A 22,303-nucleotide genomic window follows, 5' to 3' on the forward strand; every position below is an offset into this window, starting at 1 on the left:
CTTACAATGGAAGCATCATCCCTGTACCAGGCAGTCTTTAACAGTTCTCCAACAGGGAATTACCTGTTGTCGCCCACTCCCGAGGCAATCATTCTCGCGGTAAACGACACCTTCCTGAAAGCATCGGGGCGCCGGCGGCAGGACCTGGTCGGCGTCAGTCTGTTCGCTGCTTTCCCCGCCAATCCGAATGATCCTGGAGATACAGGCGAGACCGCTCTGCGCCGTTCTCTCGCGCGTGTCATCGAAACAGGGCAGTCCGATACCTTGCCGGCCATCCGTTACCCGATTCGGGTCGAGCTGCCTTCCGGCGAAGTGCGCTATGACGAGCGTTTCTGGAATGCGGTCAGTACGCCCATTTTCGGAGAAGACGGGAAGCTGGTCTGCATATCGCACAGCACGAACGATGTCACGTCCCTGGTCCGCGCGGAGGCTGCGCGGAGCGAAAGCGAGAAACGCTTCCGGGCCCTGGTCAGCGCGAGTGCGGAAGTGGTCTACCGCATGGGACCCGACTGGACCGAATTGCAGCAGCTCGAAGGTCGCGGCTTCCTGCAAGATGCGCGCGACCCGAGTCGCTTGTGGATCGACGACTATATTCCTCCTGAAGAGCACGAACGGCTGCATGAGGCCATCCGGCTTGCGATCCTTGGCAAAACGGTCTTCGAGCTGGAACATCGCGTGCGCCGCGTCGACGGGACCTTCGGATGGACGCATTCGAGAGCGGTGCCCATGCTCGACCAACACGGCGACATCTACGAATGGATCGGCGCCGCCAGCGATATTACCAAGCGCAAAGAAGCCGAAGAACAGCTGGTGGAATCGGTCCGCCGCAAGGACGAGTTCCTCGCCATGCTGGCGCACGAGCTGAGAAACCCGTTGGCGCCGATCAGCGCGGCGGCGCAGCTGCTCCAGACGATGAAGCTCGATGAGAAACGGGTACACCACAGCTGCCAGATCATCAGCCGCCAGGTCCGCCACATGACGGGGCTGATCGATGACTTGCTGGACGTGTCACGCGTGTCGCGGGGACTGGTCGAACTGAACCAGGTACCGCTCAACATCCGCGACATCGTGGGCAACGCCGTGGAACAGGCCAGGCCGCTGATGCAGTCCCGGGGCCAACATCTCGACGTGCGTGTGCCGCCCGACAACGATATGGTCATGGGCGACGAAAAGCGGCTCGTGCAGGTGTTTGCGAACATCCTGAATAACGCTGCGAAGTACACACCCGGGGGTGGACATATCTCGCTGGAGATCGGCGTGCATGAATCCGAGGTACTCGTCGACGTCGTCGACGATGGCATCGGTATGGAACCCGAGCTGACATCGCGCGTCTTCGACTTGTTTGCGCAAGGACGGCGCAGCGCCGACCGTTCATCGGGCGGCCTCGGTCTCGGGCTTGCCTTGGTCAAGAGCCTGGTTGCGCTACACGGTGGATCCGTGACCTGCGCCAGTGCGGGGAACGGTCAGGGAAGCAGGTTCTCCGTCCGCTTGCCGCGCCTGTTCAAGGACCGGCGCCGCCATCAGCGACACGCCGGCCCTGGCGGTTTCGGTGTGTCGGAAAACCCCTTGCGCGTCATGGTCGTGGACGACAACGTCGATGCGGCCTCGATGCTGGCCATGCTGCTTGAAGCTTCAGGTCATCAGGTGCAGGTCGAGCATTGCCCTTTGCGCGCACTGGAACAAAGCCGGAAAACGGCGCCGCAAGTGTTCCTGCTCGATATAGGCTTACCCGAGATCGATGGCAACGAACTGGCGCGGCGGCTGCGGTCGCAGGCTGAAACCGCCGCTTCCGTCCTGATCGCAATCACAGGCTATGGCCAGGAAAACGATCGGAACGTCACCGTCGCGGCGGGCTTCGATCACCACCTCGTCAAGCCGGTCGATACACAGGTACTCGCGTCGATACTTGCCCGGACCGACGCGACTCGGTTCCCCGCGGCGCATGCTGCTTCCGACACCCCGCAGCGGCGCGCAAACGAACGGCTGCGTTAGCGCTTGCAGCCAGGGCCGGCAATCAGAACGTGTGGCGCACGCCCAGGTTCAACGCCCGGTCGCCGGTGCCGGCATCGGTGTTGTTCGCCACCGTGTACCCTGCGCCGTTCTTGTTGACCATGTGCCCGTAGACGGTATAGATGGTCGAGCGCTTCGAGAGCGCGTACAGGTAACCGATGCCCCAGGAACGCGCGTCCTGGTCGAAGCTGGTCTGGTCGTCCTTGCGCATGAGGGTCGCGATCACATTGCCCGGGCCGACAGGCGCCACCACGCCCAGCAGCACCTCGTTGCCGTCGGTCGATGCCGTCGGCCTGCGGAAGCCGTAGGGATTGTTGGCGTTGCCGAGGGGCGCCGCGTTGAAGCCCTTGTCGACGCTGAAGGCCAAGTAGGCTTTCACCACCTTGAAGTCGTAGTTTGCCGCCAGCAGCTTGTTGCTGCCGCTGCTGCGCACGACCGGCGCCACGCCGGGAGCCGCCGCCACATCCGAGTTCTTGTTGTTGTACGCCAGGCGCACATTCAACGGACCCTTCGCGTAGCCGAGCGAGGCGCCGATGTTGCGGCCGGCCTTGCTGCTGCCGGACTGCTCGCCCATGGCGTAGGCGATGTCGCCCACGAAGCCGCCGACAGCCGGCGTCGTATACATCACCGTGTTGCTGGTGCGGACATTCGCGCCGAAGTCCGGGAACACGTTCTTCGAGCCGCCGGCGTAACCGGTCGCGAACGGGTCGCCGACCTGGGCCAGCGCCTGGTGCCACGGCGTGTACTGGCGCCCGATCGTGACCATGCCGGCCTTGCCCTTGATGCCGACAAAGGCCTGGCGATTGAACATCGAACCGGCGGCGTCGACTTCGCCGGTGTCGAGCCGGTGGCCATTCTCGAGCGTGAACAGGGCCGTCATGCCGCCGCCGATCTCCTCGCTGCCGCGAAAGCCGATGCGCGAGTACGAGCCCATGCCGCTGCCGATCTTGTTGACGGTGCCTGCCGAGCCGCCGCTTTCGCGCAGCAAGCCGGCGTCGGCGATGCCGTAGATGGCGATGGCGCTCTGGGCTTGCGCCGCGCCGGCTGCAAGGGCGAGGACGGCTGCCGCGATGAGGGTCTTGTTCATGCATGTCTCCTGAGTGTTGTAATTTTGATCAATCATGGATGACCGACTGTCTGCTGAGTCAGTCAGCAGTGATCTTACCGACTTCCATCACGTTCTTCCAGCGCGCCGATTCCACCTTCTGGAATTGCGCGCACTGTTCCGGGGTATTGGCGACCATGTCGAAGCCCTGCTCCTCCAGCTTGGCCTTGATGTCCGGCTCATTGAGCGCGGCGACGATGGCGGTGTGCAGCTTGCCCTTGACGTCTTTCGGCAGCTCCTTCGGCGCCGCGAACGCCTGCCATGAATGGATATCCACCCCGGGCACGCCTGACTCGGCCAGGGTCGGCACTTTCGGGAGAATCGCGGCGCGCTGGTCGCCCGTCACGGCAAGCACCTTCAGCCTGCCGGCCTTGGAGTATCAGCCGCGAGCGCTTGCGCCGGGCGCAGGAGGCCGGCGAGAGCGCTCGTTAAGGGTCCGCCTCTCAGGCCGCGGCCATCATGGCTGGCCAAGGATATCGAGGGTATGGCGGGCGATCATCAGTTCTTCGTTGGCCGGCACTACCCAGACCGACACGGTGCTCGATGCCGTGCTGATCCGGACCACGCCGCCGCCGGGGGCGGCGTTGGCCTCGGGGTCGAGCGTCACGCCGAGCCAGGCCGCATCGCGGCACACCGCGGCGCGCAGCGCGACGCTGTTTTCGCCGATCCCGCCCGAAAACACCAGAGCGTCGATGCCGCCCAGCGCCGCCGCCATCGAACCGAGCTCGCGCCCGATCCGGTAGACCATCAGGTCGATCGCCAGCTGCGCACGCGGCTCGCCGCTCGCTTCGAGCGTGCGCATGTCCGACGAGATGCCGGACACGCCCAACAGGCCCGACCGCAGGTACAGCAAGTCCTGCACGGCCGCCACATCCATCCCGAGCTGGTCGATCAGGTACAGCACGACACCCGGGTCCACGGCGCCGCAACGCGTTCCCATCGGCAGGCCATCGACGGCCGTGAAGCCCATCGAACTGGCGACGCTGCGCCCCCTCGCCATGGCGCACATGCTGGCGCCGTTGCCCAGGTGCGCGGCCACCACCCTGGCCGACGCCAGCGCCGGATCGGCATCAGGCAGGCGGCCGGCGATGTATTCGTAGGACAGGCCATGAAAGCCGTAGCGCCGGATACCGAGGTCGGTAATGTCCGGCGGCAGTGCGAATGCCTGGGCCAGTTCCGGTTGCGCGCGATGGAAGGCGGTGTCGAAGCAGCCGACCTGCGGCACGCCAGGCGCCATCGCGATCGCCGCGCGCACCGCGGCCAGGTTGTGCGGCAGGTGCAGGGGTGCCAGCGCCACCAGCGCCTCGAGCGCGGTCAGCACCGTGTCGTCGAGCCACTGCGGGCCGCTGTAGAGCGCGCCGCCGTGCACGATGCGGTGCCCGACCGCACGCAGGTCGCGCCCGCCCGGCTGCTGCGCGAGATAGTCGAGCAAGGCGCGCATGCCGGCCGCATGGTCGAGCGGGTCAGGCCAGGACTGTTCGTGCACGACCTCGTTGGATGTGTCCTGCACCACGAAACGCGTCGGCCCGCTGAACAGGTTCTCGATCCGCCCCTTGAACAGCAAGCTGGGCGCGGTGCCGCCAAAGAGCGAAAACTTGATGCTCGACGAGCCCGTGTTCAGGACCAGCACCTTGTCGTTGGCGGCCATCTCAGGCGCCGAGCAGGCGTTCGCCCGTCAGCTTGCGGTGGGCGACCAGCACCGCCACGGCGCAGGAGGCCAGTCTGGTGTCCACCGAATCGGCGCGGCTGGCCAGGATCAGCGGAACTCTGGCGCCGAGTACGATGCCGGCGGCGCCCGCCCCGGCCATGAAGGAGAGGCTTTTCGCCAGCATGTTGCCGGCCTCCAGGTCCGGCGCGATCAGCACGTTCGCGCGCCCGGCGACCGGCGAGTGCAAGCCCTTGATGGCGGCTGCTTCCGGATCGATCGCATTGTCCATCGCCAGCGGCCCGTCGAGAATGGCGCCGGTGATCTGCCCGCGGTCCGCCATCTTGCACAGGGCCGCCGCATCGATCGTGGACGGCATCTTGGCGCTGACCGTCTCGACCGCCGCCAGGATGGCCACGCGCACCTCCGGAAACTGCAGCACGTGCGCCAGATCGATGGCGTTTTGCACGATGTCGACCTTGTCGGCCAGGGTCGGGTTGATATTCACGGCGGCGTCCGTGATGATCAGGGGTTCGTCCCGTCCCGGCACCTCCATGACGAAGCAGTGGCTCAGGCGTCGCGCGGTGCGCAGGCCCGTGACGCTGTCGACGACCGCGCCCATCAGCTCGTCGGTGTGCAGGCTGCCCTTCATCAGCGCCTCGGCCTTGCCCTCGCGGACCAGTTCCACGGCGCGTGCCGCCGATGCATGGCTGTGCGGCGTGTCGATCAGCACCAGCTTGCCGATGTCGAGGCCGGCCTCCTCGGCCGCATGCACGATGCGCGCGCGCGGACCGATTAGGACGGGGATGATGAGGCCCATCTCCGCGGCGTCCAGGGCGGCTTCGATGGAAAACCGGTCGCACGGGTGGGCGACGGCGGCCCGGACAGGGCCCACGCGGCGTGCAGCCTCGATCAGGCGGTCGAATTGCGGATGCGTCATCGTCGGTGTGGTCATGCTTTCTCCTCGGGATCTGATGACCCAGAATAACAGCAATGAGCCTGCTCAAGCGGGATGGCTCAGGACGCCAGCAAGGCCTGCCTGGCCGCCACCGCCACCGCGCCGCCCAGTTCATCGAGCATGCCCCAGCCCATGGCGCCGAGCGAGGCGGCGACAAAGGCTTCGGTCGAGGGCAGCGTGTGCGGCGGCAGAATTCGGCTCGCGCCGGCTGGCGCCCCTGTTCGCCCGCCCGCGCGCCTGGCAGGTACTCGACGGCCTGATCGGCTTGACCATGTTCGTGCTCTGCGCCATGCTGGTGCGGCACGCTTTCATTGGCATTTGAGGAGTTCACCTATGTATGTCAGGCAGGATCACCGGTTCACCGACGTCGACGCGCAGTACGCGCTGATCGAGGATCACGCGCTCGGCGCATGGGTCATCCACAGCGAGGACGGCCTGGTAGCGAACCACGTCCCCTTCCTGCTCGAGCGCAGCCGCGGTCCGCACGGCACCCTGGTCGGCCACGTCGCGCGCGCCAATCCTGTGTGGCGCGCGCTGGACACGGCGACGGCGTCGCTGGTGATGTTCCAGGGACCGCAAAGCTATATCACCCCGAGCTGGTATCCGGGCAAGGCCGAGCACGGGAAGGTGGTGCCGACCTGGGACTACGCCGTCGTCCATGCGCATGGCGTGGCGCGGGCAATCGAGGACCCGGCATGGCTGATGGACATGCTCGAGCGCCTGACGAACGCGAACGAAGCCGCCCAGCCGGCGCCCTGGCGCGTGAAAGACGCCCCTGCCGACTACATCGACAAACTGCTGCGCGCGATCGTCGGCATCGAGATTCCGATCGCGCGGCTCGAGGGCAAGCTGAAAGCGAGCCAGGACGAGGCGGTGCGCGACAGGCTGGGCACGGTGGAGGGCCTGCGCGGCCTGCTGCGGCCGAAAGCTGCGATGGCGGACCTGGTCTTGACGGCGCTCGAAGGGGAACGCAAGGGCCAGCCCTGATCGGCCCTTCGCACGAGTAAATTGGCGTGGCTGCTTGCTACGCGCAGGAAGCCGAGCGCCTCGGTGAACTTCGTCGTCTACAACCGCGACCGCTGCACACTGGACGCCGCCTGGTGGAGGGCTAAACCTGCGAGCGCCGGTTCAGCGCGGGAACCAATCATGGCTCGGCAGCGTCGAACCATCCGAAAGGCGCATCGGCCATGGATAGAATCGACACAGAGCGCATTGCGGCAACAAAGGCGGCTGCCGGGCCGAAGCCCCTGCTCGGCCTGCGCGAGGCCGTGGCCCTGATCGTCGGTGTCGTGATCGGGGCCGGCATCTTCAAGGCCCCGTCCATCGTCGCCGGGCTCTCCGGCAGTGCCGGGAACATGTTCGGCATGTGGATCCTGGGCGGGCTGGTGTCGCTGGCCGGGGCGCTGTGCTACGCGGAACTGGCCACCTCCTGCGCCCATCCGGGCGGCGATTACTACTTCCTGCGCCGCGCTTACGGGCGATCGGTCGCCTTCCTGTTCGGCTGGGCACGCTTTTCCGTCATTACCACCGGTTCCATCGCCCTGCTCGCCTTCGTGTTCGGCGACTACATGCAGCAGGCCTGGCCCCTCCCGGGCCTGCCCGCGGCCTGGGGTCCGGTCGCCTACGCCTGCGCGGTGATCGCCCTGCTCTCGCTGGTGAACCTGCGCGGCCTGCGCAGCGGCGCGGCCACGCAAAGCTGGCTGACGCTGGCCGAGGTCGCCGGCCTGCTCCTGATCGCGGCCGCCGCCGCCCTGTTCGCCGGTCCCGGTACCGCCCAGCCGCCGCCCGCAAGCGGCGCAACCGTTTCCTTCGGCATGGCCATGGTCTTCGTACTGCTCACGTATGGCGGCTGGAACGAGGCTGCGTATATCAGCGCCGAGGTGCGCGACAGCCCGCGCAACATGGTGCGCGCGCTCATGCTGTCGATCCTGATCATCACCACTCTCTACCTGCTCGTCACCTGGGCCTGCTGGAAGACCCTGGGCATGCAGGGCATGGCGGCCTCCGAGACGCTCGCCACCGATGTCATGCGCAAAACAATGGGCGCCGGCGGCGAAAAGGCGATGTCGCTGCTCGTGGCCGTCTCGGCGCTGACCTCGATCAATGCGACCATGATCGTCGGCGCGCGCTCGGGCTATGCCATGGGCTGCGACTGGCAGCGCCTGCGCCGGTTGGGGCGTTGGGACGGCGAACGCGGCACGCCGGCAGTGGACATGCTGGTGCAGGGCGTCGCCGCCCTGCTGCTCGTCGCTCTGGGCGCGGCCTTCGGCGGCGGCTTCAAGTCGATGGTGGAATTCACGGCGCCCGTGTTCTGGCTGTTTTTCCTGCTCGTCGGCCTGTCGCTGTTCGTGCGGCGCCGGCGCGAGCCCAGCCTCCCGCGTCCCTACAAGGTCCCCCTGTTTCCGCTGCTGCCGCTGCTGTTTTGCGCCACCTGCGCCTGGATGCTGTACTCGAGCCTGTCGTATGTCGCCAGCCAGTCGCTCGGCGGCATGAACGCCGCCTGGATCGGCGTGGCCGTACTGGCGGCCGGCGTACTGCTGCTGCCGTGGCTGGCCACGCACCCGGATCCGGAATCCTGAGCTGCCCCCATCATCCACCACAGGAGAATGACGATGACTTCGCTACCACGCCGCCATACCCTGACCCGGCTCGGCGCCACCGCCGCCGGTTTGCTGCTGCCCCAGGCCTATCTGCTGGCCCAGCCTGCCGCCGCTCCGCAGTCGCTCGACGTGCCCTATGTCCCGACGCCCCAGGAAGTGGTCGAGCGCATGCTGCAGATGGCAAAAGTTGGCAAGAAAGACGTTCTCTTCGACCTCGGTTGTGGCGACGGGCGCATCGTGGTGACGGCGGCGAAAGAACACGGCGCGCGCGGCACCGGCATCGACCTCGATCCCCAGCGCATCCGCGAAGCGCGCAAGAACGCCGAGCAGGCCGGCGTGGGCCACCAGGTCAGCTTCAAGGTGGCCGACCTGTTCGAGACCGACGTCTCGGCCGCGTCGGTCGTGACGCTCTACCTGCTGCCAAACGTCAACACCCGGCTGCGTCCGCAACTGTGGAAGCAGTTGAAGGTCGGCTCGCGCGTGGTGTCGCACGCCTTCGACATGGGGCCCGAATGGCCGCCGGAGCAAACCGACACGGTCGAGGGCCGCGCGATCTACTACTGGACCATCAAGGCTGCGCACAAGCGAGCGCTCCAGAGCTGATCGCCTGATCGATCCGGCCATCCGGCGCCAACGGGTGCGTCATCGTCTCCTGCTTCGTGCTATCGTCCCCAGCACTGGCCGGCGCGCCGGAGCGCGCCTGGATCGGTCGGCGCGGCTTACGGGTCAGCGCCGACCCATCCGGAGACGACATGTCCAGGCTACTGGCGCGCTCACTGCTGATTGCCGGTCTGCTCCTGCCTGCGCTTGCGCCGGCAGCGCCCCTGCGCGTGGTCATGGACCATAACTACCCGCCCTACTCCTACCGCGACGCGGACGGCAAGCTGCAGGGCTATACGATCGACCTGTGGCGCCTGTGGGAGCGAAAGACCGGGCGGCCGGTTGAACTAATCGGGGCCAACTGGGCGCAGGTGCCGCCAATGCTGGCGACGGGCCGTGCCGACGTGATCGATCCCATCTTCCTGACACCGGCGCGTGCCCCGCGCTTCGATTTTTCGCCGCCATATAGCTTCGTTGCAACCTATATCTATGCCAATTCGGCGATTGGCGGCATCCATGACCTGCGCAGCCTGCAGGGTTTCGAGGTCGGGGTCCAGGAGGGCGATGCCTGCGGCGAGCGGCTCGGCCGCGCCGGGGTGACGAACGTGCGCGCGTTCGCCACGTATGAAGCATTGATCGGCGCCGCGGCGCGCCAGGAGCTCAAACTCCTGTGCATGGACGAACATTCCGCCGACTACACGCTGTACCGGCAAGGGCTGCACCGCACTTACGTCAAGACCTTCGCGGTGGCCCGCGACGGCCTGCGGCGCGCGGCGCGCCGGGGCGATGCCGCCACGCTGACGCTGGTCGAGCGCGGCATGGCCCGGGTCACGCCAGCCGAACGCGATGCGCTGCACGACAAATGGATGGGAAGTGCGCTGGTGTCGCCGCGCTACGCCGAACGCCTGCTCGAGGTGCTGGTCGTGCTGGGCGCCCTGGTGCTGTTGCTGGGCACCTGGCTTGCCACGGTAAGGCGGGCGGTGCGACTACGCACCGGCGACCTGAAGCGCGAACGGGCACAATTGCGCACACTGTTCGAAAGCAGTCCCGACCTGATCTGGCTGAAAGACCACGACGGGCGCTACCAGGCCTGCAATGCGCGAGCAGAGGAGGTCTTCGGGGTACCGCGCGACGGGATCCTCGGCAAGCGCGACGCCGACCTGTTCGACGTCGAGACGGCCGAGGGCTTCGTGCGCGGCGATGCCGCCGCCCTGCGTGCCGGCGGGCCGGTCACCTTCGAAGAAACCGCACCGCCCGGCCCCTGGGAGCGGCACGTGTTCGAAACCATCAAGACCCCCGTCACCCAGCCGGACGGCACGGTGATCGGCCTCTTGGGCGTGGCGCGCGACATCACCGAACGGCGCGGGCACGAGCACACGATCCGCGAACAGGAGCGGCTGCTCCAGGAAATGAGCGCCCTGGCCGGGATCGGCGCCTGGGAGATCGACCTCGGCACCGACGCTTTCTACTGGACCGACGAGCTGGCCCGGATCTACGAAATCCCGCCCGGCCTGCCGGTGACGCCGGCCACCTGCACGGCCTGCTACCAAGAGGAAGACCGCGTCCTGATCGGACGTACGCTGGACGCGGCTGCCAGGGAAGGCCGGCCGTTTACGATCGAACTCGAGATGGTCAGCGGCGCCGGCAAGCGCAAGTGGGTGCGCTCGGTCTGCGGCGCCGTGATGGAACACGGCCGTCCGGTGAAACTGCGCGGCACGGTGCAGGACGTGACGCAGCGGCGCGACCTCGAGGAATCGATGCGCATGGCGAACCTGATCTATCAAACGAGTCCGGAAGCGATCGTCGTTACCGACGAAGCGAACCTGATCGTCGACGCCAACCCCGCGTTTACGCGGCAGACGGGCGATGAGCTGCGCCATGTGCTCGGCACGACGCCGACGCTGTTCGATTCGCAGTTGCACGACAGCGGCTTCTATGCGCGCCTGTGGCAGGACTTGCTGGCGAACGGCCATTGGCAAGGCGAGATCCAGGACCGCAACGCGGACGGATCGTTCAGTGCCAAGTGCTTCGACATCCGCGTGATCCGCCATGCCGACGGGCGTGTGCACCGCCATGTGGTGCAGTTCCATGACATCAGCGAGCAAAAAGAGAAGGATGAACTGATCTGGCGCCAGACCAATTTCGACGCCCTGACCGGCCTGCCGAACCGGCGCCTGTTCCTCGACCGCCTCGAGCAGGACCTAAAGAAGGCGGCAGGCGCGGGCCAGGGCCTGGGCGTGCTGCTGCTCGACCTGGACCGGTTCAAGGACATCAACGACAGCTACGGCCACGCGAAAGGCGATGCCGCGCTGGTCGAACTGACGCGGCGCCTGGGCCGCTGCGTGTCCGAAGGCGCCACGGTCGCTCGCCTGGGCGGCAACATGTTCGCGCTGGTGGTGAGCGAATTCGAAGGCCGACGGCACCTGGAGACAACGGCCGACGCCATCATCTGCGCAATTGCAGCCCCGCTCGAGATGGACTCCGAGTCCGTCGCCTATGTGTCGGCCAGCGTCGGCATCAGCGTATTTCCGGACGACGCCTACGACGCGATCGAACTGGTGCGAAATGCCGAACAGGCCGTCTACCTTGCCAAGGGCGCCGGGCGCGGGCGCTTCCAGTATTTCACGCCGGCCCTGCAGCAGCACGCACGCGACAAGCTGGCATTGACGAACGACCTGCGCGCCGCGCTCGCGCGCAGGCAGCTGCAGGTGCATTACCAGCCGATCGTCGACACCGCCACCGGGCGCATCCGCAAGGCCGAGGCCCTGCTGCGCTGGCAGCACCACGAGCACGGCATGATCAGCCCGGCACGCTTCATTCCGCTGGCCGAGGAAGCGGGCCTGATCCACGAGATCGGCGAGTGGGTACTGGGAGAAGCCATCGCCAGCATCGAACGCTGGCAGGACGTCTACGGTCTCACGGTCGAAGTCTCGGTGAACGTGTCGCCGGTGCAGTTCGAACAGCACGCCGGGCTGCCCTGGCTGAACCGCGTCGTGAACGCGGGCCTGCCGCCCAACAGCATCACGATCGAGATCACCGAAGGCGTGCTGGTGAGCGACGCCGAACAGTTCACGCGCTGCCTCGGCGCCCTGCATGCGGCCGGCGCCCGGGTGTCGATCGACGACTTCGGCACCGGCTTTTCCTCGCTCTCCTACCTCAAGCATTTTGACGTCGACTACCTCAAGATCGACAAGTCCTTCATCGACAACCTGACCGAGGACGGCAGCGACCGCGCCCTGACCGAGGCCATCGTCGACCTCGCGCACCGGCTCGGCATCGAGGCGATTGCCGAAGGCGTCGAGACCGGCGCCCAGCGCGACATCCTGGCGGCGCTGGGCTGCGACTACATCCAGGGCTATGTGTACTCGCCGGCCGTGCCGCGCGAGGCCTTCGAGCGTTTCCTCGACCTGCAGACGGTGCACTGAGCAGGCGCGGGATTCTTTTCGTTCACGTATGATGAGCGAACACCCATCGACCAGGGGCCGCGCATGCGCGCAGCATGAGAGCGATCTCGTGCGCGCCGGCCAAGGCTTCGTAAAGGAGACCACATGAGCACTGAAACCAACCAGGACGATTCGCGCGATACCCAACTGCGCGCGGACGCACTCGAATACCACCGCAGCCCGGTGCGCGGCAAGATCGAGGTGGTGGCCACCAAGCCGCTGTCGAACGGACGCGACCTGTCGCTGGCGTATTCGCCAGGCGTGGCCTATGCCTGCGAAGAGATCGCGCTGGACCCCGCCATGGCCGCCGAGTACACTTCGCGCGGCAACCTGGTGGCCGTCATCACCAACGGCACCGCCGTCCTCGGTCTCGGCAACATCGGGCCGCTGGCCTCGAAGCCGGTCATGGAAGGCAAAGGCTGCCTGTTCAAGAAATTTGCCGGGGTCGACGTGTTCGACCTCGAACTCGACGAAAGCGACCCGGACAAACTGATCGACGCGATCGCGATGCTCGAACCCACCTTCGGCGGCATCAACCTCGAAGACATCAAGGCGCCCGAGTGCTTCTACATCGAGAAGAAGCTGCGCGAGCGAATGAACATCCCGGTCTTCCACGACGACCAGCACGGCACCGCGATCATCTCGAGTGCCGCCCTGCTCAACGCCCTGAAAGTGGTCGGCAAGGATATCGGCAGCGTGAAGCTGGCCGCCAGCGGCGCGGGCGCGGCGGCGATTGCCTGCCTCGACATGATGGTCAGCCTCGGCGTCAAGCGCGAACACATTTTCGTGGCGGACTCGAAAGGCGCAATCTACACCGGGCGCGACGCCAGGATGGAAGAGAACAAGGCGCGCTATGCGCAGGACACGAGCGCACGCACCCTGGCCGACATCGTCAAGGACGCCGACGTCTTCCTCGGCTGCTCGACCGCCGGCGTGCTCTCCGCCGAAATGGTCAAGACCATGGCGCGGCAGCCCGTGATCCTGGCGCTGGCCAATCCGGAACCGGAAATCCGGCCCGAAGTCGCGCGCGCCGCGCGGCCCGACTGCATCATCGCGACCGGCCGTTCGGACTACCCGAACCAGGTCAACAACGTGCTCTGCTTCCCCTACATCTTCCGCGGCGCCCTCGATTGCGGCGCGACGCGCATCACCGACGAGATGAAGCTTGCCTGCGTCTCCGCGATCGCCGACCTGGCCGAAGCGGAAGCGAACGACGCCGTGGCAGCGGCCTACGCCGGCGAGGATTTGCGCTTCGGTCCCGACTACATCATCCCGAAACCGTTCGACCCGCGTCTGATGGCGGCCATCGCACCGGCCGTTGCCATCGCCGCCGAACGCTCAGGGGTCGCCGCACGCCCGATCACCGACATGGCGGCCTACCGCGAGCGCCTCGCCGAAATGATCTATCACACCGGCTTCTTCATGAAGCCGGTGTTCACCCAGGCCAAGGCCAACCCGCGCCGCGTGGCATATGCCGAAGCGAACGACGCGCGCGTGCTGCGTGCGGTCCAGACCGTGGTCGACAGCGGCCTGGCGCAGCCGGTGCTGATCGGCCGCGCGGCCGAGGTGGCGCAGGCGATCACCGACAACGGCCTGCGCCTGCGCGAAGGCGTCGACTACACGCTCGTCGATGCGCTCGACGACACCACGCTGCAGGGCGCGCAGATGCTCGCCTCGGGCGAGGTCGACGCCCTCATCTGCGGCATGCGCGGCAGCTACGACAGCCACCTGAATCACGTCCGCAACGTGATCGGCATGGCCCCGGGCGCCAAGGTGCTGGCGGCGATGAACGCCCTCGTGCTCGACAAGCTGACCCTGTTCATCACCGACACCTACGTCAACGACAGCCCGTCCGCCGAGGAACTGGCGGCGATCACGCGCCTGGCGGCGGCGACATTGCGCCAGTTCGGCCTGGAGCCCAAGGTAGCGCTCTTGTCGCACTCGATTTTCGGCTCGTCCGAACGTCCGTCGGCGCGCAAGATGCGTGAAGCGCGGGCCTTGCTGGCGGACTCGGATCCGGCACTGGCGGTTATCGGCGAAGTGCACGGCGACGCCGCTTTGTCCGAGGATATCCGCCGCCTGTACCAGAGCGAGAGTGCGTTTGCCGGCAGCGCCAACCTGCTGGTGATGCCCTCGCTCGACGCCGCCAACATCACCTTCAATATCCTGAAGGTGTCTTCGGGCAAGGGCGTGACGGTCGGCCCGATCCTGCTCGGGGCGGCCAAACCGGTGCATATCCTCAGTCCCAGCGCGACCGTGCGCCGCATCGTGAACATGACGGCGCTGGCGGTGGCGGGCGTGCAGTAGCGGCATCGGGAGAACCGGACGGCGATGGCCCGCGCCCGGCTCACGGGGCGGGCTCGCTATTTGGGCTCGCCCTTGATACTGTACTTTTCGATCCGATAACGCAGGGCATCGCGGGACAAACCAAGCATTTTCGCAGCCCGCGTCACGTTCCACTTCGATGTTCCCAGGGCGGCAATCAAAAACCGGCGCTCCATGCCTTCGAGATTGAAGGCCTGTTCCGCGTCCGAAGCAGTCCGGACAATGGGAAGCGTTCCCGGGTCATGACCCGTCGAGGCGGACGGTAGCAATAGCTCTTCCAGGGTAATTGCATCATGCTGCGCCATCAGCGCAACTTGCTCAAGCATATTACGAAGTTCCCGCACATTGCCCGGCCAGTGCCAATGGATCAGCGCTCGCTGCGCATCGGCGGTCAGATGCAGGTTGGGCTTGCGGTAGCGCGCGCCATGGGCCGCCAGGAATGCCCGGGCCAGCAAAAGGATATCCCCTGGACGTTTGCGCAAGGGTGGCAAGGCAAGCTGCACCATCTTCAACCGGTAATAAAGATCTGCCCGAAATTTACCATCCAGAACGCTGCTCTGCAGATCCTGATTGGTCGCTGCGATCACGCGGAAATTGATGCGGTGTTCGCGCAGGCCGCCAAGCCTGCGCACCTTCTTTTCCTCCAATACTTTCAGGAGCTTGGTCTGCATCGCAAGTTCGAGCTCAGCAATTTCGTCCAGGAACAAGGTTCCGCCGTCGGCTGCCTCGATCAGGCCGTATTTTCGTTCGCGCGCGTCGGTGAACGCTCCCCGCTCGTAGCCGAAGAGCTCGGCTTCGAGCATCTGTGGCGGGATGGACGCGCAGTTAAGTTCGACGAAAGGCTGGGTTTTGCGCGCCCCCTCGTAATGCACCGCCCTGGCGACAAGCTCCTTGCCCGTTCCCGTTTCGCCAGTAATCAGTACTGTGGGCAAATCATCATCCAGCAGCAAGCATTCGGCCTGTGCGAGCCGACGGATGGTCTCTTTCAGCGCCAGCATCGGGGGCGACTCGCCCAACAGGTTTTTCAGTTCGCTTCTGCTGGCCTGCTGCGCTTGCATGTAACTCAGCGTTTTTTCTACACGCTCGTGTCCCAGTGCACGGTCGACAATCAGCTTCAGTTCGCGCAGCACAAGTGGCTTGGACAGGTAATCGAACGCACCGAGCTTCATCGCCTGAACCGCGACCTCGACGGTTGCATTACCGGTGATCATAATCACCTTGATGAGTGGAATCCTCCTGCGGATTTGCGCGAGCACCTCCAGGCCATTCATCTTGGGCAAGTGATAATCCAGCACCACCACATCAGGCATGAATGACTCGAGTCGCTCGATACCCTCCTCTCCCGAATGCACGGCGACCGCCTCATACTGATAACGCTCGAGATAGGCCTTCATGTTCTTGGCAAGAACCAGTTCGTCCTCGATGATCAGGATGGCGTGTGTCATCGGTCAGGCCGTCGCAAAGCGCATGGTGATGACGGTACCCTTCCCTTGGGTGCTTCGAATTTGCATATGGCCGCCAAAACGTTTCACAATGCGTTGTACCAGGGTGAGCCCGACCCCAAGTCCTCTGGCTTTTGTCGTGAAAAATGGGTGAAAGATCTTCGTCATGTTGTCGGGGCTGATGCCGGCACCGGTATCGCTGATCTCGATATGGACGCCCTCCTGCCCGGCCTTTCTGCCACCGGTAATGACAATGGATCCGCCATCGGCGGATATTGCCTCGAGCGCGTTACAGATCAGGTTGTTAAATGCCTGCATTAACAAGGATGCGTTCCCGTGGATCTTCGGGAGCCCATCAGGCATGTCCAGTTCGATCGTGACCTGGCGGCGCTTTGTTTCCAGGGCAAAACCCGCAATGCACTCGTCAATGAGCGGCCGAAGGTCGACTGCTTCCTTGCGGTAGTCGGGGGCGTGCGAATAAGTCAGGAGCTCACGGATCCATCGCTCGATCCGGTGGACTTCGGAAATGATGTCGTTGGCCGAGTCCACACCAATTGCGCCCGGTGCGTCATGCCAAAGCTCTGCCGATGACCTGATCGACGACAGGGGATTGCGTATGCCGTGGGCTACCGCGGAAGCCATCTCGCCCAAGGCACTCATGGTTTCGGATTCGACCAGCCGCTCTTGCTGCGAGCGGATCAGGTGATCCGCGCGGCGGACAATCCAGAACAGGACCAGGTATAAAAACAGGCCGACACCGATCGAAATCATCCAGGTCAACGCGGTGCCCGCATTGATCGCGCGAGACAAGGCGTTCGGGATGCGATAGACCTCCACTACACCGATCACCGCACTGGTGCCGGCATCGCGCATCGGAATGTACAGTTCGACGAAGCGCATCGGCGTTTTGCCGAGATAAAAGTGTTCAGGTTTCGCGGCCGCACCCGTCGGTCCGACACTGCCGCTTTCAATTGCAAGCTGTCCTTTCAGCGCTTTCACCAGTTCGGGATTGTTGCCATATTTTTTCCCCTGATCCAAACGATCCTCGCTGGACCACAACAAGGTCGTGTCCTTGCCATACACGTTGGCCCGTGCCACATCGGGCAGCTTGGCAACGTGCTTGAGAAATCTGACAAGCGACTCGGTCGCCTTCGGGTGCCCGAGCGTATAGTCTTGGCCAATTTCGATTTCCACCATGTTCTGCACGAAATCCCTGGTCAGCTCTGCATCGCGCTGAAGCAGGTGATGCGTCAGGAAACGCGACAGCAAGGTAGCGGAAACCACGGAGGCGAGGCAGATCGCGATCGAGCTGAGCAACAGAAATCGACGCATGAGGTCGAACGGGCTGTCGGCGGCGGTGTCAGTGCGATTCACGATGATCGTTTCCCGCGAAGGTGAGCGAAGGAATTGCTTTAGAAGCGTCAACGGCAAAAGACGGACAATTTTTCTACCCGCCGCGCATACATTCATATTACTCCCGCCCGCTTCGCTAACACATTCATTGAGTTAATTTTTCTACATCGCCATACCTCACTGCGCTGACGCAGAAATGGGTGGGGGATAACACACGCTGGGTGGGGGAAATGGCCCACATTTTTTTGTTGCGGCAACAGAATCGGCATCCGCCTGCGTTTGTCGCCCCACGCGTGGTCGAAATCATGCTTGGCATGAAGATTGCTACGGTCTAGTACTGTGACACCGATGAAGCCGCAGCCATCCAGCGTTCCGCCCCGATACCTATCCAAGGTCGCAGAACCCAAGCCGCAACCGCCAATGACATGCCAGGAGATTGAGATGACGACTAATTACACTGCTTCCTGCACTTCCCCCAATTCGTCGAAGTTGCAGAAGCGACGAACAACTGTTCGCGGTTCCTGCCTGGCATCGCTGGCATTGCTTTTCTTGTCGGGGTTCGCCGGCCAGGCCAGCGCAGCGTCTTCCGATGGTTGCGAAGGCGGAGGATTCACAGTGCTTGGCTTGCAAGCTCCGCAAGATCGCACGATTCCTCCAACGGCACTGGGCAGCGGGGACGTCATTTCTGTGCGCGGAAAATACGTTCAGTTCGATATCGACAAAAAAACCTTCGGCATCCTCAATTACACGCTCACTGGCGCGCCGAACCGGCTAGACATTACTGGCAACAGGCGTACACCGGTCTTCGATAGCAAACTTCCGGATCACCGCGGCCTCGCCTTGACCGGCGAGGTAGAACTTGAGTTGAAAGAAGAGGCACTTGTGATTCTTCGCGAGGGGCCGGGCCTGACAATGAAGGTTCAGGCCAAGGATTGCGCGAATGGCGGACTATTCCAGATGGAACCGGAGCGTGCTGACCAGACGAGCACACTGTTTATCCATGTGCTGGCCCAGGAGACATTTTATTTCGACAACGGCAATTTCCGGCAACGTGAGGGAGAAGTCGTCCGGTACAAGGACACGACGATCGTTGTCCCATCTCGTATTAACTTTGGGAACGATGTTTCGCGGAAGTTCGTCGGCCGCGACAGCCCACAGGTTGCCGAGCGTGTCGATGAGCAGAGGTGCATCAATCTCATCAACAGGCGTATCGGCACGCCCGACACCGTCCGGCATTGCGGCAGGGTATCCCGGTGGATGGTCGCCAGCGGAGGACGCATGGGCCAGGTCATGGGCGAGGATGCCGTCGAGGTTGCGCCGCCAGCGACAGTGTGCGTAAAAAAATGCCAGGGACGAAATCGGGTGCGAGGACAATCCGTGGTTCTCGGATTCCCGTTCCCGGTTCCAATCGATCAGCGCCTGAAGCCACCCTTCCCGTAATGTCGGGCAGAACTGTGCAGGCCTTCATCAGCGCCGAAAGCAAATTTTTTGACGGAACCTAGGGGGTTTACCCGGCGAATCGCCGGGTTTTTTTGTCGCTCAAGCGCGCAAGCGGTAAGAACCCGGCAATCAGACCACGCAACAGCTTCGCGCAACGGTCAATTGCAGTACCCAAGCGGAATTTTTCGCCCACCTTCCTTGCATCGTCCAATTTCCAGCCTTATTGCAGAGCACCCAGATGCTGGCCTCGGGCGAGGTCGACGTCCTCATTTGCGGCATGCGCGGCAGCGACGACAGCCACCTGAATCATGTCCGCAACCTGCAAGGATATCCGCCGCCTGTATCAGGGCGAGAGTGCGTTGCCGGCAACGCCAACCTGCTGGTGATGCCCTCGCTCGGGGCCGCCAAGATCACCTCCAATATCCTGAAGGTGTCGTCGGGCAAGGGCGTGACCGTCGGCCCGATCCTGCTCGGGGCGGCCAAACCGGTGCATATCCTCAGTCCCAGCGCGACCGTGCGCCGCATCGTGAACATGACGGCGCTGGCGGTGGCGGGCGTGCGCCAGGAGTACGGGGCGGGGGTCCCCCCCCGCCTTTTCACGCGTGGCGCGTCGTCGAATGCAATCGATAGCCGGCCGGACTGGCCACGTACAGGTAGCCGAACAAGGCAGCGAACCCGAAATTGAGGATCACGTTGAACCACGCGGTGTCCGGCACGGTGTCGACCATGAGCTGGCGGTAGAGCGTGATCACGAAGCCGAAGGTAAATGCGACCAGGTTGCCGATCAGGACGTAGTGGATTTCGGCGACATCGGGAGCACGGCTGGCAGCAAAGTTCATGACGGCGAAACCGGTCAGTACGGAACCGTACAGCATGGCCATGCCGCGCCCGGGGGTGTTGAGGCTGTCGGCTCCATAGGTTCTCAGCAGTGCATCCGGTCCGAACATCAACGCGAGACCGAACACGATGCCGACAAACGCGGCGAGCCTGAGGATGAGGCGATATTTCATCATACTCTCCTGATAATCCGACTTTTTCGGCGGACCGGACAGGCATGTGAACATGCCGCCGCGCCGCCATAGGGTGTGCCTATTCAGCTTAGGCGACAATCCGGCCGATACAAGCACAAGCTGGGGTCCGGTCTGACATTCCGACACAGGCTCGTCCGTACAGAGCGGACCAGCAATCGGCCAAGGCAGAGGCCGTGTCCGAAGGTTAGCGCTGCTCCAGCCCTCCCCGGCATCCACCTGGACCGGCGTGGCCGCTCGTCGTCGCCGTATCGCTGGTCCTGGCCCATCACACGCCGGAGCAAACGGGCGCACCTATCTGAAGTTACTGTGATTTTCGCCCAACGAGACCCCATAAGGAGGTTAAGGGAAGAGCGGAAGCGGATAAATTCGACTTCATCTGCCCACACCGTCGGCGCATTTGCGAAAGGATTCGTACCATGCTCTGCCTGAAATGTAAAACAGATGTCGCTGTGCTCGTCGAGGTGCGCGTGTGGCGCAGACACGGCCAAACCATTAATACCGTCTTCGACACGACGGAGAACTCGACTTCATTCAAGGTGCTGGAACAGGCGTCCGGTAGCGGTTCGGCTTGACTGCCGACTGCCTGCACTGCGCACGGCGGGCAGCAGGCAGCGTCGGGCAAATCGCTGCTGCTCCTGGCCGTGCATGTGCTGGTCATTGCGAGCCTGATCGTCGGCGTGCCCATCATCGCGATTCTCAAGCACGGCTACGCCGCCCGGCTTACACCAACCCGGTCATGTAATACACGGCGATCACGAAGAACACCGCCAGCGTCTTGACGATGGTGGAATGACACGGGTGCTCCTCTTCTCTAGTAGATGCCGGTCGCGTGATGCGGACGGGCGGTGTTGCTGTTTCTTCGATGCTCGGCGGCATGCCGACGCAAGGGAAGCCGCAGGCCCGGCCGGGGCCGGCCACGCGGGGGCACGATTATTCGTGATCGTTGATGTAATTGAAATACGTAGAACTACCGTATGGAACAGCGTTTGGGACGGGTCGGCGTCGGCCCGGTGGACAAGTGAAGCGCTTATCGCGCGCGCATCAGCCACACCCGGCTGCGCACACCCGGCAGCCGGCAGCTGTTCACAATCGCGATCCGTCCCCCGCGGTCGACGGCCAGCTTCCGGCCCAATAAACCTTGCTCGCTGCCGTTGCCGGCGCCTGCGAACGCGTCGCTGCCCGGCACCTTCGCCGGTGCCGTAAAACTGCGTCCGCCGTCGCGCGAGAGCGTGATGCCGAGCGATTCCGGGCGTCCGTCGGTTCCCATGGTTTCCCAGATGACGCTCAACCCTTTGGCGCCATCGCTTGCCAGCATCGGGTAGGCCGCGCCGCTACTGCCCGCGCTTCTCGAGAGCGTGCGCGCCGGGCCGAATACGCCATCCCGCCCCGCTTGCGTGTAGCGCACCTCGGAGCGATCGCGTGGACTCGGGCGCTGCGCAAAGACCAGGTGCAGCCTGCCGGCGGCGTCGAACGACAAGCGCGGCGCGTCGGCCTGGCCGGCACCGCCGTCGACCAACCGGGGTGCGCCGAAGCTGGCGCCATTGTCGACCGAGCGGGCGACGCGTATCGCGGTCTGGGGGTCTTCGCCGACAGTCCAGGCAAGGTGGACGATGCCGCCGGGTCCGACGGCAAGCGATGGCGCGCGGGCCGGACGCGCGTCGTCGCCGGCGATCCGGCGCGGGTTTGAGAAGCTGGCGCCGCCGTCGAGCGAGCGTGCCATCCACAGCGCGCCGTGGTATTCGGTCCAGGTCGCCAACACAGTGCCGTCGGCCTTGACAACCAGGTCGAGGCTGCCGTTCGACCAGGTCGCGCGGTCGAGACGTCCCTTGCCGTCGCCCCCTTGTGAGCGGGACAGGTTCAAGGGCGCGGCGAAGGTCTTTCCGCCGTCGCTTGACCGGGCGAACAGGATGTCGCCGCCGTGCGAGCCGCCGGAAAAAATGATTTCCTGCCAGAGCAGGCAGATGCGTGCCCCTTGGCGCGGATCGATGGCAATGCGCGGCAGCCAGGACAAGGTGGCCGGGCTGCGCGAGACGTTCACCGGCGCGCCGAGCCGGCCGCTCGGGGCGACGCTGCGCAACCAGACATCCTTGCTGCCCTGGTCGACCCAGGCCACCACCTGCCCGCCGTGCGCGGAAAAAGCGACAGTCGCGTCGTCGACATAGTCGTAGCGCGAGTCGTTCTGCCGCCAGGGAGCTTTCTCGCCGCCTCCGCTGGCGATTTCGACCGGGTACTCCCACGCCGGCCCGGAAGAAGCGGCGCCGCCGCTGCCGGGCACTGCCGGCATGGCAGCAAACAGAGCGAACAGGAATGCACGATCCATGAAAACCTCCCGCCATGACGTTAACACTCCC

The 22,303-nt window shown here is 64.5% G+C and carries 16 protein-coding genes and 3 pseudogenes; 10 read left to right on the forward strand and 9 right to left on the reverse strand.

Annotated elements, in window-relative coordinates:
* Positions 1 to 6: 6 nt before the first annotated feature.
* Positions 7 to 1,992, forward strand: a complete 1,986-nt coding sequence (locus tag ACHAC9_RS02330) for a hybrid sensor histidine kinase/response regulator (RefSeq protein WP_435756744.1) — start codon at positions 7 to 9, stop codon at positions 1,990 to 1,992.
* Positions 1,993 to 2,014: 22 nt separating this feature from the next.
* On the opposite strand, the gene ACHAC9_RS02335 is transcribed toward ACHAC9_RS02330, so the two are convergent.
* The 4 genes and pseudogenes from ACHAC9_RS02335 to ACHAC9_RS02350 form a co-directional block, all read right to left on the reverse strand.
* On the reverse strand, positions 2,015 to 3,097 hold the full coding sequence (locus ACHAC9_RS02335) for a porin (protein ID WP_435756746.1): 1,083 nt from the start codon (positions 3,095 to 3,097) through the stop codon (positions 2,015 to 2,017).
* Positions 3,098 to 3,155: 58 nt separating this feature from the next.
* Positions 3,156 to 3,479 (reverse strand): annotated as a pseudogene (locus ACHAC9_RS02340) (tripartite tricarboxylate transporter substrate-binding protein); the annotation flags it as partial.
* 93 nt (positions 3,480 to 3,572) lie between these two features.
* On the reverse strand, positions 3,573 to 4,763 hold the full coding sequence (locus ACHAC9_RS02345; protein ID WP_435756748.1) for an acetate/propionate family kinase: 1,191 nt from the start codon (positions 4,761 to 4,763) through the stop codon (positions 3,573 to 3,575).
* A 1-nt stretch (position 4,764) separates the two neighbouring features.
* Positions 4,765 to 5,715, reverse strand: coding sequence for a phosphate acetyltransferase (locus ACHAC9_RS02350; RefSeq protein WP_435756750.1), 951 nt, complete (start codon positions 5,713 to 5,715; stop codon positions 4,765 to 4,767).
* 196 nt (positions 5,716 to 5,911) lie between these two features.
* Here ACHAC9_RS02350 and ACHAC9_RS02355 point away from each other — a divergent pair.
* From ACHAC9_RS02355 to ACHAC9_RS02380, 6 genes and pseudogenes are all read left to right on the forward strand, one after another.
* Positions 5,912 to 6,040 (forward strand): annotated as a pseudogene (locus tag ACHAC9_RS02355) (amino acid transporter); the annotation flags it as partial.
* A gap of 11 nt (positions 6,041 to 6,051) precedes the next feature.
* Positions 6,052 to 6,705, forward strand: coding sequence for an FMN-binding negative transcriptional regulator (locus ACHAC9_RS02360; protein WP_435756752.1), 654 nt, complete (start codon positions 6,052 to 6,054; stop codon positions 6,703 to 6,705).
* A gap of 200 nt (positions 6,706 to 6,905) precedes the next feature.
* Positions 6,906 to 8,297, forward strand: a complete 1,392-nt coding sequence (locus tag ACHAC9_RS02365; RefSeq protein WP_435756754.1) for an APC family permease — start codon at positions 6,906 to 6,908, stop codon at positions 8,295 to 8,297.
* Between the two features lie 33 nt (positions 8,298 to 8,330).
* Entirely contained in the window at positions 8,331 to 8,921 is a 591-nt protein-coding gene (locus tag ACHAC9_RS02370; protein ID WP_435756756.1) for an SAM-dependent methyltransferase, read from the forward strand.
* Between the two features lie 149 nt (positions 8,922 to 9,070).
* Positions 9,071 to 12,343 (forward strand): EAL domain-containing protein, encoded by a 3,273-nt coding sequence (locus ACHAC9_RS02375; protein WP_435756758.1) that lies wholly within the window; start codon positions 9,071 to 9,073, stop codon positions 12,341 to 12,343.
* A gap of 123 nt (positions 12,344 to 12,466) precedes the next feature.
* Positions 12,467 to 14,668 (forward strand): NADP-dependent malic enzyme, encoded by a 2,202-nt coding sequence (locus ACHAC9_RS02380; RefSeq protein WP_435756760.1) that lies wholly within the window; start codon positions 12,467 to 12,469, stop codon positions 14,666 to 14,668.
* Between the two features lie 56 nt (positions 14,669 to 14,724).
* Here the strand turns inward: ACHAC9_RS02380 and ACHAC9_RS02385 are convergent, their stop codons facing one another.
* The gene (locus ACHAC9_RS02385) at positions 14,725 to 16,131 is read right to left on the reverse strand and encodes a sigma-54-dependent transcriptional regulator (RefSeq protein ID WP_435756762.1); all 1,407 of its coding nucleotides are present in this window, start codon (positions 16,129 to 16,131) and stop codon (positions 14,725 to 14,727) included.
* A 3-nt stretch (positions 16,132 to 16,134) separates the two neighbouring features.
* Positions 16,135 to 17,502, reverse strand: a complete 1,368-nt coding sequence (locus ACHAC9_RS02390) for a sensor histidine kinase (RefSeq protein ID WP_435756764.1) — start codon at positions 17,500 to 17,502, stop codon at positions 16,135 to 16,137.
* Between the two features lie 420 nt (positions 17,503 to 17,922).
* Between ACHAC9_RS02390 and ACHAC9_RS02395 the strand changes: the two genes are divergently transcribed.
* Positions 17,923 to 18,921: a hypothetical protein gene (locus ACHAC9_RS02395; protein WP_435756766.1), complete on the forward strand. Its 999-nt coding sequence runs from the start codon at positions 17,923 to 17,925 to the stop codon at positions 18,919 to 18,921.
* Between the two features lie 361 nt (positions 18,922 to 19,282).
* Positions 19,283 to 19,480: pseudogene (locus tag ACHAC9_RS02400) on the forward strand (phosphate acyltransferase); the annotation flags it as partial.
* 37 nt (positions 19,481 to 19,517) lie between these two features.
* Here the strand turns inward: ACHAC9_RS02400 and ACHAC9_RS02405 are convergent.
* Complete coding sequence (locus ACHAC9_RS02405; RefSeq protein ID WP_435756768.1) at positions 19,518 to 19,931, reverse strand: hypothetical protein; 414 nt, start codon at positions 19,929 to 19,931, stop codon at positions 19,518 to 19,520.
* Between the two features lie 437 nt (positions 19,932 to 20,368).
* Between ACHAC9_RS02405 and ACHAC9_RS02410 the strand changes: the two genes are divergently transcribed.
* On the forward strand, positions 20,369 to 20,524 hold the full coding sequence (locus ACHAC9_RS02410) for a hypothetical protein (RefSeq protein WP_435756770.1): 156 nt from the start codon (positions 20,369 to 20,371) through the stop codon (positions 20,522 to 20,524).
* A 148-nt stretch (positions 20,525 to 20,672) separates the two neighbouring features.
* Here the strand turns inward: ACHAC9_RS02410 and ACHAC9_RS02415 are convergent, their stop codons facing one another.
* A complete protein-coding gene (locus tag ACHAC9_RS02415; protein WP_435756772.1) occupies positions 20,673 to 20,828 on the reverse strand; it encodes a hypothetical protein in 156 nt (51 codons plus the stop codon).
* Between the two features lie 151 nt (positions 20,829 to 20,979).
* A complete protein-coding gene (locus ACHAC9_RS02420) occupies positions 20,980 to 22,272 on the reverse strand; it encodes a sialidase family protein (RefSeq protein WP_435756774.1) in 1,293 nt (430 codons plus the stop codon).
* Positions 22,273 to 22,303 lie beyond the last annotated feature (31 nt).

Source organism: Massilia sp. CMS3.1 (assembly GCF_051262535.1).
GTDB lineage: Bacteria > Pseudomonadota > Gammaproteobacteria > Burkholderiales > Burkholderiaceae_D > Telluria.